The following is a 15,356-nucleotide window of genomic DNA, read 5'->3' as shown; positions in this document are numbered from 1 at the left end:
GTAGCAAAACCCTGCTGTACGGGAGAGACTGTCGCAAGGCTATCTAGTCCCGTGGCCGGGCAATGGTGTAATAGGTATTTTTTCCCCGGCAGGCGCCGGCTTCGGGAAAGCGGTAGCCTTTCTGCGCGCTGCGCGGCGCATAGTCGTTGCCTACGAATTGCAGCCGCAGCACTTTGCCGGATGTAAGACCATCGGGCTGTGACACATAGTAGGCATCACCGTTGAACTGGAAGCAGCCTTTACCGGATAGCTGCACGGTTGCAGGATCGATATCGGCTTCCAGGTAGCGTACCGAAAAGCCGGCATCCTTTACCGCGCGGGCAATAGCGCTGATGTTTACCGGCTCCTTATCCCTGAAACGGATGGTCCCCTCGGTGCGGCCCAGGTCCATACTCACCTCTTTGACGAAGGGAAGCTTGCGTAGCTGCATTTCCACGCTGCGGCTGCATTGGGAGCAGGTAAGCCCGTTCACGCCCACGCTTGCCTGCGTGAATTGCGCATGCGCTGCAAAGCTGGTGGTATTTAATAACAAACAGGAAACAAAGATTTTAAAACCCCGCATCGTCATAATTAAGTAAAGTTAGCTAATTTAGAGTCTGGCATCAACATCCGGCGCGGCTTTACCATCTGCCTAACATTTCCCCTGCCCTGCCTTCCTCAGGGCCGCATGCTATGAAACGAAGAAATTACCTGCGTATAGGTGTTATAGTGGTCCTGCTTGTATTGATCCTGGTCTTTCAATATGCGCTCAACCACAGCGAATCTTTCCTTATTTTCTATATCCGTCATCTTTTCCTGCCCTTGCAGCGCGGACGCAGCAACCTGTTCAACGGCATCTCCATCAGCGTGGGCGATACCCTGTACCTGCTGCTGGCGCTGCTGCTCCTCCTGGTGCTGATACGGACGGTCTATTTCCTGTTTACGTTCAAAAGGAACAAGAACGACCTGCTCACCGAATCCCTCCGGCTGGGAATGCTGCCGCTGATCATCTATTTTCTTTTCCTGCTCTTGTGGGGCGGCAATTATTCGCGTAAGCCGCTCTCCGCCGAATGGAACCTGGAGACGCTCCAATGGGATACGCATGCGCTGATCGATCTCAATGAGACCCTCGTACGGCAGATGAACGCTGTACAGCAGCATCCTATATCCTATACCACGCTGGAGCTGACCAATACCCTCGCCAACCGGTTATATCACCAGCGCTTCGGGGACAAGCTGCCGCACCTCAAGGTCAAACCGACCTCGCTGGGCTATATGCTGAACTATCTGGGCATACAGGGCTATTACAATCCCCTGTCGGGAGAGGGCCAGTTCAACCGCTTCATTCCGCCGTTCATGCACCCCTTCGTCGTGAGTCATGAGATGGCGCACCAGGCCGGTATCGCTGCAGAAGATGACGCCAACCTGCTGGCTTATGTGCTGGCATCGGAAAGCACTATACCAGCTTTCCGCTATTCTGCTTATTTCAACTTATTCCTTTACGCCTATTCCGACCTGCAGGTACGGGATTCCACTGCGGCGCGGCAGATCTTTGCCGGGCTGAACCAGCAAAGCCGGAACGACATGGATACGCTGCGGGCCATGAACCGGCGCTACCGCAGCCGCTTCCGGCGCATCAGCACCTCGCTGTACGACGAGTACCTGCGCCTGCATGGCCAGACCGAAGGGATCAATACCTACAGCGATGTAAGTCGCTGGGTATATTTCCGCGAGCATGCGCGTGAAAAAGGGGCAGACCTGAATGTCTGCCCCTGAAACCTCGTTTTGCACATATTTGCTTTAGAAACCCAGCTCGCTTTGCAGCTTCTTGATCTCGGCTACTTTGTCGGCCTGATCGGTACGGTTGTAGATCTCTTTGAGGGCACCCAGCGCATTCTGGTAGAAACGCTGCTCTTCGCCTTTCAGGTTGGTCTTTTTAGCCGTGAAAATGTCCTTGGCTTTCTCCAGGCCGGGCAGCGATTGTTTGAATAAACCATCACGCTGCGCCAGCAGCACATTATATTTCTTCTGATCTTCCTTGCTCGTACCCAGGTTATTGATCTCGGTATTGATATCGGCGGCCTGGTTGAAGTAGAAGGCGCCCAGCTGGTAGTTGTAAGAGCCATTATCCGGCGCCAGCTCTACGGCTTTCTTATAGGCGGCTTCGGCCTTGCCACGGTACTCGGCAGCGTTGGCTGCTGCAGGCGAACCGCTGGTCGGGCGGGCCATTTCGGCATACACGATACCCAGGTTCAGCTGCAGCTCGGGATTACCGGGATCTTTGGCTGCGGCTTCTTCCAGCTTGCCTACCATTTCGCTTTGCTTACCGGAGGTAATGTAGTAGTTCAGCTCGGCGCTTTGCAGGTTTTTCTCATTGGGGAATTTCTTCTTGCCCTCCTGGAGCGTGGCCAGCTGGTTGTCCTTGTCGCCTTTCTGCTCATAAGCCTGCGCCAGGATCAGGAAAATGTTGTATTCCTTTTCCAGGTAAGGGCTCGCCTTCGCTGCCGATAGGTTGGCGATGGCTTCATCATAATGCTTATCGTAAAAGGCGTTGTAGCCCATAAACATCTGCGTCTGGGCACGGATGGTATCGATCACCGGCATCAGCACAAAGCGTTTGTCCTTATCGGGGCCTACGATCTCAAAGCCTTTTTTGAAGATATTATAGGCCTCGCCGTATTTGTTGTCGTTATAAGTATTGATACCGTCGTTGTAAGCAAAGAAAGCAGCATTAGCGGCCAGGTTGACGCCATCCTGCTCGGTAGACAGCTTTTTATCCATCGCAAACGCTTTTTGCAGCGCGTCTACGCCTTCACGGTAAGGCATGCTCTCCTTGAATGCCGGGTTGTCCTGCATACCGATGTAGATTCCGGCACGGGTAAACCATACCTGAGCATTGCCTTTGGTAGTCTCGTCGGCAGCAGCGGCGTCAACGGCGGCTTTTGCTTTACGAAAAGCCTCTGCGGCTTCGGCTGGCTTATCCTTGTTTTTCTCCAGCGCATTTTTCAGCTCCTTCTGGGCCTCTTTGAACTTGTCCTTCTGGGCGTAGGTGAGGGATGCCGCCATTATTCCGGTAGCAAGGAATAATATCTTTTTGCTCATGTTAGCTATTCTTTTATATGAAGGGGTAAAAATACGGCATTTCTTGAAAAACCCCTGTTAAGAATTTATAGTTAGCTACTTATGCAGGGTTTCCGTTTTTACCGGCTATCCCTGGGACAAGAGCGGCCGGGCCAGGCACAACAATAAGTGCATCTGCTGTTTTTTGCTTAACTTTGCGCACCAAACCTCAAAACAGATTTTAAATTCAAAAATACGACATAAGGTAGGTATTTCCCGGCATGTTATTCCTATTGAGGAAAAACTTTTTTTGTATTGGAAAATTCTTCCTACTTTTGCAGTCCTTTTGTAAAATATGGCGAAACAGTCCCTGATTAAACAAGACGGAAATATAGTTGAAGCGTTGTCTAATGCTATGTTTCGTGTCCGATTGGAAAATGGCCACGAAATACTGGCAACCATCTCCGGAAAAATGCGTATGCACTACATTCGTATCCTACCGGGCGACAAAGTGGGCGTGGAGATGAGTCCATACGACCTTTCCCGCGGCCGGATAATATACAGGTATAAGTAGCAACCCATTTTAAATATCAAATTTATAACTCAGTATGAAAGTTCGTGCAGCCATTAAAAAGCGCAGCGCCGATTGTAAGATCGTTCGTCGCAAAGGCGTATTATTCGTAATCAACAAAAAGAATCCCCGCTTCAAGCAGCGCCAGGGTTAATCCACTCGTTTCTAAATCGTAAATAGTAAATACACAACATGGCTCGTATAGCTGGTATTGATCTTCCCAAAAACAAGCGTGGCGAAATTGGTCTCACGTACATCTTTGGTATCGGACGTAGCACCGCCCGTTACATCTTGGACAAGTCAAACATTGACGTAAACAAGAAAGTAAGCGAGTGGAACGACGATGAGCAGGCTGCTATCCGTAATATCATCAACGGCGAATTCAAAGTTGAAGGTCAGCTGCGCTCTGAAGTGCAGATGAACATCAAACGCCTGATGGATATTGCATGCTACCGTGGTCTCCGTCACCGTAAGGGACTTCCCCTGCGCGGTCAGCGTACCCGTACCAACAGCCGTACCCGTAAGGGCAAGCGCAAAACTGTTGCTGGTAAGAAAAAAGCACCAAAGAAGTAAACCGGATTTATCTTGCCTGTTCGCCGGAGCCTCTTTTTTTACTTCTTTGCGGGTTAGGGAACAGCGCAGCTTAGTACAGCGGCATACAGCCCTCGTGGCCTGATTGCCGGAAACGGACTAAGTCATTTTTTAACAGACTACCTTTTTTACGAAAAAATGGCAAAAGCAAAAGCAGGCTCAGCAAAAGTAGCCGCCAAAAAACGTGTAGCGAAAGTGGACGCCCATGGCGACGTGCACATCAGCGCTACATTCAACAACATCATTATCAGCTTTACCAACAAGCAGGGACAGGTGATCTCCTGGTCTTCTGCCGGTAAAATGGGATTCCGCGGTTCTAAGAAGAACACGCCGTATGCCGCGCAGCAAGCAGCAGCAGATGCCGCTAAAGTTGCCCTGGATGCCGGTATGAAAAAAGCGGATGTATATGTGAAAGGCCCCGGTTCCGGCCGTGAAGGTGCCATCCGTTCCGTGTCTAACAGCGGTATCGAAGTAGTGACCATCAAGGACATTACGCCACTGCCCCACAACGGTTGCCGTCCTCCCAAGAAAAGAAGAGTTTAATCTGAACGATAAAAGCTGGAAATCGGAAATTGCCTCGGTAGTTTCCCATTTCCGTTTTTGCCAGGCCCTGGCCGGCAAAAAATCTACTGACATAAAAGCCCTCCGTATCCGGTTTTCGATTTTTAATGAGACGGACGGGCTATTCTAAATCAAAAATCGAATTAATTTACAAAGTACACATGGCACGTTACACTGGTCCAAAAAACAAAATCTGCCGCATTTTCGGTGAGCCTATCCTGGGCTCCGGCAAAAACCTGGGAAAGAACAGCAATCCTCCCGGTATGCACGGTGCAAACCGCAAGCGTAAGCAAGCAAGCGAATACGCTATCCAGCTGAAAGAAAAACAAAAAGCAAAATACACCTACCTGGTGCTCGAGCGCCAGTTCAGCAACACTTATGTTGAAGCTGCCCGCCAGAAAGGCGCTACCGGCGAAAACCTGATCAAGCTGCTGGAAGCCCGCCTGGACAATACCGTATACCGTCTCGGCATTGCGCCTACCCGCAGTGCCGCCCGTCAGCTGGTGTCCCACAAGCATGTGCTGGTTAACGGCCATGCCGTAAATATTCCTTCTTACACCATGAAGCCCGGCGACGTAATCGAGCTGAAGCCCAAGTCTAAAGCCAACGCTGCTGTAACCGGTAATGTACGTGGTAAGAACCCCGGTATCAACTGGCTGGATTTCAACGAGAAGGAAGTGAAAGGTGTTTTCCTGGCCTACCCCGAAAGGGAAAACGTACCGGAGAACATTAAGGAGCAACTGATCGTAGAGTTGTACTCTAAGTAATCCGACCCCAGGCCCGTTGGGCCTTTTGGGTTTTTGTTGATACATTTACAAAAAATTCTAATTTAACTTCAAAATTTCCAAATGGCAATATTGAATTTTCAAAAACCGGATAAAATTGTGTTGCAGAAAGCAACGGACTTTGAAGCACAATTCGAGTTTCGTCCCTTGGAGCCGGGCTACGGCGTTACCATCGGTAACGCGCTGCGCAGGGTATTGCTGAGCTCTCTCGAGGGCTATGCGATCACCGGTATCAAGATCACAGGCGCAGACCACGAATTTGCTACCATCAAAGGCGTTATTGAAGATGTGACCGAGATTATCCTGAACTTAAAGCAGGTTCGTTTGAAGAAGAATGGAGATGGTGACCTCAACCATGACAGAGTGGAACTTGTGATCAAAGGAAAGGAGCAATTCACTGCCGGAATGATAGGCGATGCTACTCCCAACTTTGAAGTAATGAATCCGGAGCTGGTGATCTGCAACCTGGATTCTGCTGCTACCCTGGAAATTGAATTACACATTGGAAAAGGCCGCGGATATGTTCCTTCAGAAGAAAATCAGCCCAAAGATGCGCCGGTTAACTTCATCGCGATTGACTCCATCTACACGCCTATCAAGAATGTAAGGTATACCATCGAGAACACCCGTGTGGAGCAGCGTACCGACTACGAAAAGCTGATCATGGAAGTGGTGACCGACGGTACCATTCACCCCGAAGAAGCTGTAAAAGAAGCTTCCCGTATCCTGATCCAGCACCTGATGATCATCACCGATGAGAACATCTCCCTGGATGTGAAACGTGAAGAGAAAGAAGAGACTGTGGACGAAGGTATGCTTCAGCTGCGTAAAGTGCTGAATACCCCGCTGGAAGATCTCGAGCTTTCTGTACGTGCTTTCAACTGTCTCAAAGCGGCTAAGATCAATTCCCTGAGCGAGCTGGTTCAGTACACCCAGGATGAGCTGATGAAGTTCCGCAACTTCGGCCAGAAATCCCTTACCGAGATCGATCAGGTGCTGCAAGAGCGCGGTCTGCACTTCGGTATGGATATCAGCCGGGTAAAAATGAGCGAAGATTAATCTGTTTTCACACCCTTCCTGTCCTATGAGGCAGGAAGGTTTTTTTATTTTCATTACTAACAGGCTTCATCCGGAGCCAGCCGCAGTAGCCCTTGACACGGTACAGCGGTATTAAAACAACAAATGTCATGCGTCACGGAGACAAAATCAACAACCTCGGCCGTACAACGGCACACAGGAGAGCTTTAATGTCCAATCTGGCCTGCCAGCTGATCCAGCACAAACGTATTACCACTACCCTGGCAAAAGCCAAGGCGCTGCGTACCTATGTTGAGCCTATGATCACCAAATCAAAGACCGACAACGTGAACAACCGTCGTCTGGTATTTGCCAAGCTGCAGGATAAAGAAGCGATCAAGGAACTGTTCAGCGCAGTGAGCGATAAGGTAGCCAGCCGTCCCGGCGGTTACACCCGCATCATCAAGCTGGCTCCCCGTATGGGCGATGCTTCCGAAATGGCAATGATCGAGCTGGTCGACTTCAACACAGTATATGTGAAAGAAGCGAAAGCAGGTGCTGCCAAGAAAACCCGCCGTAGCCGCGGTGGCTCAAAAACAACTTCTAAAGCGGAAGCCGCTCCTGCTGCTGAAGTAGCTGAAGCGGTAAAGCCGGTTGCTGAGGATACGATCGAAGCACCTGCCAAGGAAACCCTCGAAGCGCCGCAACAGGAAGAAGGTAAAACCGAAGAATAATTTCTTTCCACATTACCCGGATGAGAAGAGACGATGCCCCAAAAGCATCGTCTCTTTGTATGAAGGCGGCAACACTAAGATTTTCCCCGCAAAGATGCAACGTTGTAAAGTCTTTTTCGACACTGCATGTTGTTGATGAAGTCCACCAATGGCGAAGCGCACTTCCGGCAACGCAGCATGTTTGCCCGATGTACCGTACCGTGTCTTTGAATACAAAAAGAATGCCGTCCATTAAGAACGGCATTCTTCTTCTAAACCAGGGAGACTAGACTATTGACGGGTTACTTTAAGGGTTTTGCTTTGGCTGCTGTCGGTATACTTCAGCAGGTAAACGCCTTTGGCAAGGCCGGCCATGTTCACTATCGTAGCGGCAGCGGTAACCGGCGCCTGCATCACTACTTTTCCTGAGATGTCGGTAATATAGAGCATAGCATCGGCACTGCGGTCGCCTTTGATGCGCACGGCAAGGTCGCCGGCTACGGGATTGGGGGAAGCGATAATGTTGAAGCTGCTTTCTGTTTGGCTACCCAGCCGGACAATGTTCGACAGGGTTGCCTTACCATCCCGGTCTACCTGCTGCAGGCGATAATAAGCGGCATCGCTGATGGCTTTCTTATCCGTGAATTGGTAGCGTAAAGCCTGGCTGCTGTTGCCACCCTCGGTTTGTGTACTGACCCAGCCGATGCTGCTGAAGGTACGGCCGTCTTCCGAACGCTGTACATCAAAGCCTTTATTGTTCTTTTCCATAAAGGTGGTCCAGCTCAGCTGCGCCAGGTTGCCGGCAAGCAAACGGCCAGACAACTGATCCAATACAACGGGTAAAGGAGCGCCCGAAGCCTGGAGATTAAAGCTGACCTGTCCGCCATTAAAATCATAGACCCTCATATAATAAGTGGTATTTGCTGTGGCACTGGTAATGGTGTATGTTTCTGTGCCAAAAGAATTATCAACGCAGGCGAGGGAAACCGGAGCACTGCAATCTCCTGAGAAAACTTCCATAACGACATCAGCCCCGCCGTCTGGCGTGGCAGTAAGTGTAATATCGCCCGCACTGCCTGCTGTCACCTTATACCAGGTATCCAGGGCTGTACTGGTGCTGCCACAGGGAGTCATGCTTTCGTTGGCGCCATTGGTTGATGTCGCCAGTGCTGAGCCGCCGGAAAGCGCAATGGCCCTGCCGCATTCATCGTTGGTGGCAAAGACTGCTTTCATGTTAATGCTGAACCCGGAAGCACCGCAGTCCTGCCGGATGTATATGTCATAGGTACCGTTAGAAAGGCCGGGGATCGCCTGGGGAGATACTGCCGGGGAAATCAGCGTTCCGTTTGTTCCGGCTGCAGCTCCGGTACCGGGTGTATATCCTTCCGGGCCATATTCAAGGACAAAACTACCAGCGCCACTCCAGCTTACCGTTGCACCATTACCGGAGGCGACAGCTGTAAGGCCTGTCGGGAACGGACAAGCCGGAGGCGGTAGAATATTAACCATATAGTCATGTACTTCACCATAATCCCAGGTATTGGCTCCGGCATTGCAAGGATCCATATCCTCAATAAGAACGCCATAGGCCACTACTACTCTCATTCTGCGATTACCCGAAGTCGCTGCTCCTGGTATGGAGATCGTAACAGGACTTCCACTGTCCAGGATATAGGTATTCGTTCCCCCTACCTGTTCTGATGATTCAAAAGTGCCGTTATTATCAAGATCGATCCATATAGCACAAAAATCACCATCCACGAAAATAGGATCATAATATTCAGATGAAACAGTAGCTGTGTAATTAAGTCCAGGCATCAGGTCGACCGGCGTAAGCGTTGTAAGATCGTCGTATGCGCCCAGGGAACAACCTGTATTGGCTGTATTCAAACTTGTTCCTCCCTCTCCGTTAAGGATAAAAGTGTTAACGTCATCGCCTTCGTCACAGCCATTCAAACTGGAAGGAATACAATACTGTCCGTAGGTATGCATACCGGTGAACAGCAATCCCAGGCTGCATAGTAAGCCCATCTTTCGCGTCAGTTTTCTCATCATGGTAAAAGGATTTAGGATATGTTTAATGCCTACTCTGAAAAAGGGTTTTCGGCTTCACCCCTTGCAAATGGCACTTCAAATAGCAAGTACCACTTGTAATATTTTATTGTTCTAAACTTAATAAATACAAAACGACAAGTTAAAACAATTAACTTAAAAAAATCTTAAAAATCCATATTCAATACATATACTATTGGCTTTAAGTAAAAAACAAAGTATGGTATAATAGCGTGCAATAGCCTTAAGCAACGCGATACTGCGATTTGCCCCCGACCGGGGCAAATAATTTATGGCGTTTATACAGGAAAAGGGGCTATTCCTTACGGGATAGCCCCTGCTGCAATCGCTTATGAATTGTTGTCCTTATTGTTTGCTGATCTTCAGCGTTTCCTTACGGTTGTCGTCGGTATAGCGCAGCAGGTACAGCCCCTGCGACAGGCTGCTCATGTCCATGCTGATCTCTTCACCGCTTACCGTGTACGTACGGAGCGTCTTACCGGTTACGTCGGTTAAAACGAGTGTAGCATTAGCGGCACGGTCGCCCTTCAGGCTTACGTTCACCGTATGCTGCACCGGGTTGGGCGATACCCTGAAGCTGAAGCCCGCCTTATCGGTTACCGTAGCAGACACCACCTTCGAATACACAACCTTGCCGTCATTATTCACCATCTTCAGGCGGTAATAGCTGGTTCCCGCCAACGGCGCTTGATCCCAATAAGTATATTCGGCTGCAGCGCCTTTACCGTTCACCTTAGCTAAGAAGCGGAACGTCTTACTGTCGGCGCTGCGTTCCAGCTCAAAGTATTCGCCGGCATCTTCTTTTGCCGTGCTCCAGTCGACACGGTTGCTGCTGCCGGCATTGGCGGCAGTAATGGATTTCAGGTCAATGGGTAGCGGTGTTGTGCCGTTCATCAGGTAAAAATTGGAGAAACCCGGTGTCGTAATATTGATCCAGGAAGCATTTCCTGAACTGCCGTTCCCGGAAGCGATCAGCGCCGTCTGGCTGCCATCACCGGTTGCATTTTCGGAACAGGCCACCCCAGGGCTATGCGTTACATTCAGGCCGGAAAGCGGTGTTCCCAGCGACATAAGCTCGGCGCTTGTAAAGAAGAGCTGCAGATCCATATTGGCGCCAGGCAGCTGATTGCCATTGACATCTTCCAGGGAAGCTTCATAAAAGCTGTTGCGGTTGAGGTAAGCGAGGCCGTTCGCATCCTGCCGTAACGAACCCTGGTGAATGCTGAACGAAGGGGTTATACTATAATTTACCAGGCTCGTAGTCGCTGCATTAGGTTTTACATTCGCAATCAGCTTACCATCCTCATCAACCAGGGAAACCCAGCCTTTGTATTCATCGCTGGCAAAATTACTCTGCCCTTCTGTACAGGCGCCGGCAGCAGGCAGCATAGCATCGGTAAGCGTGCTGACCTCCAGGCAGAAGGTACCTGCTGCAGTGGAATTATCATACTGGTCAACCACAATGTAGTAGTCGGCGCCTGCAGTAAGGCCGGTGGCATAAAGAACAGAATTGTAGCCATCGCCCAGCACGCCATTATCCTCATCGCAGGCCAGCGATTGGAAAGTGCTGTAGTCTGCTACATTTCCTACGCTGAACAAGGCAATCCGGGTGTCCTCGAGCAGGTAGCCTGCAAAGTCGGTAGTAATCCTTACCGCTCCTGAAGCGGGCGCAGTGAACTTAAACCACACCGTAGCATAATTTTCAGCAGCGCCGGTGCAGAGGGCTCCGGGCTCTCCTGTCGCAACAGTAGCGCCATTGTTATAATAAGGGGTGGAACAGGGTTGATCCACAGGAACGGTAATGGCATCGGCCGGCAGATCGTTGGTCACAGGTGGCGGCGGGGCCAGGATACAAACGTCAAAGCTGGCATAGTTACCCGCGGTGCTGCTATAGGTCCATACCCTGAGGTAGTAGGTCGTTCCGGCTGTGAGGCCGGCAACGGTCATCGTTTCCGGATCGCTGTACTGTATCTCCGTAAGCGCGCCACAGCTGCCGCTGTACACGGCCATCGACATATCAGTACTGCCGTTGATATTGGTGAGGTCAATAATCTGGCTGCTGGCTGAAGCTACGAATGAATACCATACATCATCGTCGGTACCATTATCATTTGCACTTGAAGCGACCTCGTTGGAATGGGTGGCATTTTCTGTGGTGCCGCTTACCGGTGTACAGACCAATGTGGAAGGGGTAATGGCCACGGCATTCGTGCAATTGTCGTTGGCGGGCGGGATCGCATTGGTGACGCAAACATCGAAGCTGGCATAGTCGCCGGCAGCATCGCTATAAGTCCACACCCGCAGGTAATAAGTCGTTCCCGCAGTGAGGCCGCTTACGACCATTGTTTCGGGATCGCTGTACTGAATTTCCGTGAGCGTGCCGCAGCTGCCGCTGTACACGGCCATGGACATGTCGGTGGCCGGACCGTTAAGATTGCTCAGCGTGATCTTCTGTGTGCTTCCCGAGGCCACAAATGTATACCATACATCATCGTTGGTGCCGCCATCGTTTGCGCTTGAAGCCGTTTCATTGGAATGGGTTGCGCTTTCCGTAGTACCACTCACCACACCGCCGCAGGTTATGGTGGCGGAAGCCGTGAGTGCTACAGCTCCGGCGCAATCGTCATTGGCCGGCGGCGGCGGCGGTACGGAAACACAAACGGAAAAATCTCCGCTGGCGCCGGTAGCGTAAGTGAATACCCTGATGTAATAAGTGGTACCCGGTGTTACGGTGATTAAGCTGAATCCGGGCATCGAACCGTTGTCATCGTCGCTGCAATCCGCCAAAGCAAAATTGCCGTTGCAATCGCCTGTGCTGGACGTGTACAGCTGGGCCACCATATCATCCTCTCCGCTGATAGAAGTGAAGGCAATATTGACTGTAGTCTGACCGGCAGCCGGCGTAAAGCTATACCACACATCATCGTCCCAGCCGCTGCTGCCGGCGCCGCAACCGGGATCCGGTATGCCGGTCGATCCTGTGGCATTTGTCGTGGTCCCGTTTACCGGCGTGCAGGTAGTACCTACAGTAAGACTTACGGCTCCAGAACAATCATCATTGGCCGGCGCCTGTGCAAAGGTGCCGAAGCCCGCTCCCAGCAGGCCCAGCGTCAGCAGACAGCCATACTTTGTAAAACTCTTCATCATACTTTGGTTTTATATTGCCTACTCTGAATAGGTTTTCGGCGGTCCCCTCAATCGAAAAAAAGCCATTATCGTGCATTTATATTCCTTTTTTATGCATTTTTCTATTTTTAAACTTAACAAATGAATTCGGGGGTTGATTTCTCTTTAACTAAAAAAAAATCATAAAAAAACACCGATCCTATTTAAAGGACAGCATTTAAACATTTAACAAGTTACTCTTTTTTTACTGTTTATAAATTTCCAAATAATGGCCCTGTTTGCATCCAAAACCCAGGAGGATACATATATGGCGCATAGCATGCATAGCAATAAAATCAGCTATCGATAATCGCTTATAAGAACAGCCATAAAAAATCCCGGCCACAAGGAGCCGGGATTGGTTTTATAATATTTTTCGTAGTAACGATATAGCAATACGACAAATCCCGGCCTTTCGGACCGGGATTTGGGTTTTATATCATCGTCATAGAGCGATATAACAATGCTACGCCACTACAACGAAACGATTGTTTGTTTATGCTTTTTTAGCAGCAGCTTTCCGGGGAGTGGGCTTAACTTCTTCAGCAGCGTTCTCTTCCGAATCGATGTCCAGCATCTTTTCCAGCTGGCGCACTTCTTTTTTCAGATCATAGATCACCTTGTACAGCTCATCCATTTCGCTGCGGGTAGCCACGGGAAAACCACCCAGCATTTTCTCGGCCTGCAGGTCCATTTCCTTGCGCAGCTTCAGTTGCAGGGCGCTTACTTCAGCCATCAGCTTGCTGTAGTCGTCGCTTTCGAAAAGCTCTACATAAACCTTATCGCTGATGTTCAGCCATTCCTGGTACAGGGCAGTCATGCTGTTGATCTCAGTACCGTTCTCTACCTTGTTGGTAATGTTCTCTACCAGCTTGTCCATCACTTTGCTGCCCTGCTGGTATACCATATACTGCATTTCTGCATTCTTGATATTGAAGATAGCCAGGCGGTCGGCGATCTCGGCCCACTCTGCTGCGTTCTTGGTGAACTGGCTGGGGGTAACCATTTTGGCGATAGGCGAAACTGCATGCTGGAAGTTCTGCTGCAGTGCCTGGTAACCGCTCAGCATTTGCTCAAATACGTTTACCTGGCCGAAAGGATTCATGCCGTTCATGAACTCGCGACCGTTGCTATAGCCGCCTTTGCTCATTTCGGCAAAGCTCTTCATGCCGTTGTTCCACCATTCGGTAGCTTGCTGCATATACTCGCGGCCATTGTCGGGCATGAAGCCGAAAAACTTGTCCAGCATTTCTTTATAAGCCTCGGCATTGAATGCTTTCTTGAACTGATCGGCGTTGAAGCTGTTTTCCTGCAGGGACTTCCAGAAAGGCGCCCACAGCTCGGCAAATTTACCGAAGCTTCCGGCAACATTCACCATATTGCTGTACACATCCTGTGTGGTAGCGTTGTGCATGTTCTTCTGCATATCGGCAAAAGAATTGCTCAGCAGCTCGTTGTATTGGTTGAACAGGCTGGAGAAGCTCTCAGTCGCCTTTTTGAAGGTTTCTGCAGCATTGGCCGGTGCAAACTGCTGCAGCATATTGTTCCATTGGTTCTGGAACTGGCTGGCCTGGTTGGCCTGCTTCATCCAGCTGAACATATTGCTCCAGTTGTTGGTCATGTTGTTCCAGCCGTTGGTCATGGTATTGAACCAGTCGGCAGGATTGGTATTGGCTTTAAACGTATCGGCGTTGGGCAAGTTGTTTTTAATGAAGTTCTGGTTCATTTCCCAGGCCTGCTTAGCCCAGTTTATCTGGTTGTTCAGCCAGTTCTGGTTAAACTCGTTTGCCTTATTGATATTTTCTTTTGCTGTTTCTTTTACCTCTTCCGCTTTTTCCGTTACACCGCTGAAGGCATTTTTCTGCTGCTCGATCCATTTCTTGTAAGACTCTGTTCCTTTATCGATGGCTTCATTGATAAAGTTATTGCCATTGGTAACTTTCTTGGTGTTTTCAACCATATTGTCTACCAGATTCTTTTGTGCTTCCAGTACGGATTCCACAAAATTTTTGCCATTTGTAGCCATGTTAAATGTATTTAAGTTTTTGAGAAACCTGAGTTGATTGTTCGCCTTAATACAGGCAAAATTAGATTTGTATTCCTTAATGGCCTGTTACCATTATATCACTAAATCATTAAAGAAAAAAAACACCTGTGTCTACGCCTACCTACCGGCCTTTCCAATAAAGAGATCCGTTTTTCAGGGCGCAAAGGTAGGGATAATTCAAAATAAAAAATAAAAAATTTTTACGATCCGTATTTTTTTTACAAATGACTGACCATTAAAAGGTACCGGAAACAAAAAAGCGTTCCCCTGAGAAGAACGCTTTTTAATGTTGTGTAAAGTTCATCAGATCTTCCAGGCATCCATCCCGGAATCGTCGGTATCAACAGGTGCTGCATCGGCCACCGGGGCTTCTGCCTCAACAGTTACCGCTACCGCTTCGCTGCTGTATTCGCGGCCTTCTTCACTATCGTCGTGGTTGAACGCATCGAAATCGAAATCAGGCATCAGCTCGGTCTTCACATAATCCACCGTCTCCGTCAATGCCGCCAGGAATTTATTAAAATCTTCCTTGTAAATAAACATTTTGTGACGATCGTACCCATCATCATTAAAACGCTTCTTACTCTCGGTAATGGTGATGAAATAGTCGCTGCCACGGGTTTCGCGCACATCGAAGAAATAAGTTCTTCTTTTGCCGGCCTTGATCCGTTTACTGAAAATGCTCTCAGTATTCCGTTTGTCATCAAATGATTTGTTGTTGTCGTACGCCACAGGTCGAATTTTTAATGAGTGAGTAAATTTTAGAGTGGCAAAAATAATGAAGTTCGGTTTGC

At 49.5% G+C, this 15,356-nt stretch carries 14 protein-coding genes; 8 read left to right on the top strand and 6 right to left on the bottom strand.

The genetic code is table 11. The features are described 5' to 3' along the window. Positions 1-43: 43 nt before the first annotated feature. Positions 44-532 carry a heavy-metal-associated domain-containing protein gene (locus DZC79_RS04215; protein ID WP_157976913.1) on the bottom strand — a complete coding sequence of 163 codons (489 nt, stop codon included), beginning with the start codon at positions 530-532 and terminating at the stop codon, positions 44-46. Positions 533-672: 140 nt separating this feature from the next. Here DZC79_RS04215 and DZC79_RS04210 point away from each other — a divergent pair, with 140 nt between their 5' ends. Then, complete coding sequence (locus DZC79_RS04210; RefSeq protein WP_118950304.1) at positions 673-1,755, top strand: DUF3810 family protein; 1,083 nt, start codon at positions 673-675, stop codon at positions 1,753-1,755. A 24-nt stretch (positions 1,756-1,779) separates the two neighbouring features. Here the strand turns inward: DZC79_RS04210 and DZC79_RS04205 are convergent, their stop codons facing one another. Then, positions 1,780-3,081 (bottom strand): tetratricopeptide repeat protein, encoded by a 1,302-nt coding sequence (locus tag DZC79_RS04205; RefSeq protein ID WP_118950303.1) that lies wholly within the window; start codon positions 3,079-3,081, stop codon positions 1,780-1,782. A gap of 313 nt (positions 3,082-3,394) precedes the next feature. On the opposite strand from DZC79_RS04205, the gene infA reads away from it, so the two are divergent. The 7 genes from infA to rplQ all read left to right on the top strand — a co-directional run bounded on the left by infA (position 3,395) and on the right by rplQ (position 7,298). Further along, complete coding sequence (infA, locus tag DZC79_RS04200; RefSeq protein WP_106524340.1) at positions 3,395-3,613, top strand: translation initiation factor IF-1; 219 nt, start codon at positions 3,395-3,397, stop codon at positions 3,611-3,613. A gap of 34 nt (positions 3,614-3,647) precedes the next feature. Next, positions 3,648-3,764 (top strand): 50S ribosomal protein L36, encoded by a 117-nt coding sequence (gene rpmJ / locus DZC79_RS04195; RefSeq protein WP_118950302.1) that lies wholly within the window; start codon positions 3,648-3,650, stop codon positions 3,762-3,764. Between the two features lie 38 nt (positions 3,765-3,802). Next, positions 3,803-4,183: a 30S ribosomal protein S13 gene (gene rpsM, locus DZC79_RS04190; RefSeq protein ID WP_118950301.1), complete on the top strand. Its 381-nt coding sequence runs from the start codon at positions 3,803-3,805 to the stop codon at positions 4,181-4,183. Positions 4,184-4,339: 156 nt separating this feature from the next. Beyond that, on the top strand, positions 4,340-4,744 hold the full coding sequence (gene rpsK, locus DZC79_RS04185; protein ID WP_118950300.1) for a 30S ribosomal protein S11: 405 nt from the start codon (positions 4,340-4,342) through the stop codon (positions 4,742-4,744). Positions 4,745-4,923: 179 nt separating this feature from the next. Further along, complete coding sequence (gene rpsD, locus DZC79_RS04180) at positions 4,924-5,529, top strand: 30S ribosomal protein S4 (RefSeq protein WP_118950299.1); 606 nt, start codon at positions 4,924-4,926, stop codon at positions 5,527-5,529. An 81-nt stretch (positions 5,530-5,610) separates the two neighbouring features. Then, on the top strand, positions 5,611-6,606 hold the full coding sequence (locus DZC79_RS04175; protein WP_118950298.1) for a DNA-directed RNA polymerase subunit alpha: 996 nt from the start codon (positions 5,611-5,613) through the stop codon (positions 6,604-6,606). Positions 6,607-6,734: 128 nt separating this feature from the next. Further along, positions 6,735-7,298 (top strand): 50S ribosomal protein L17, encoded by a 564-nt coding sequence (gene rplQ, locus DZC79_RS21795; protein WP_118950297.1) that lies wholly within the window; start codon positions 6,735-6,737, stop codon positions 7,296-7,298. Between the two features lie 270 nt (positions 7,299-7,568). Here rplQ and DZC79_RS04165 read toward each other — a convergent pair whose 3' ends face one another. The 4 genes from DZC79_RS04165 to DZC79_RS04150 all read right to left on the bottom strand — a co-directional run bounded on the left by DZC79_RS04165 (position 7,569) and on the right by DZC79_RS04150 (position 15,294). After that, positions 7,569-9,332 (bottom strand): GEVED domain-containing protein, encoded by a 1,764-nt coding sequence (locus DZC79_RS04165; protein ID WP_118950296.1) that lies wholly within the window; start codon positions 9,330-9,332, stop codon positions 7,569-7,571. Positions 9,333-9,695: 363 nt separating this feature from the next. Further along, a complete protein-coding gene (locus DZC79_RS04160) occupies positions 9,696-12,497 on the bottom strand; it encodes a T9SS type A sorting domain-containing protein (RefSeq protein WP_118950295.1) in 2,802 nt (933 codons plus the stop codon). A gap of 514 nt (positions 12,498-13,011) precedes the next feature. Next, positions 13,012-14,541 (bottom strand): poly(R)-hydroxyalkanoic acid synthase subunit PhaE, encoded by a 1,530-nt coding sequence (locus DZC79_RS04155; protein WP_118950294.1) that lies wholly within the window; start codon positions 14,539-14,541, stop codon positions 13,012-13,014. Positions 14,542-14,865: 324 nt separating this feature from the next. Next, positions 14,866-15,294: a DUF3276 family protein gene (locus DZC79_RS04150; protein ID WP_118950293.1), complete on the bottom strand. Its 429-nt coding sequence runs from the start codon at positions 15,292-15,294 to the stop codon at positions 14,866-14,868. Between the last annotated feature and the right edge of the window lie 62 nt (positions 15,295-15,356).

This window comes from Taibaiella helva (genome assembly GCF_003545695.1).
Taxonomy (GTDB): Bacteria; Bacteroidota; Bacteroidia; order Chitinophagales; family Chitinophagaceae; genus Taibaiella; species Taibaiella helva.
Note: the sequence above shows the minus strand (reverse complement) of the source record. Positions and strands in the feature narration are given on the sequence as shown.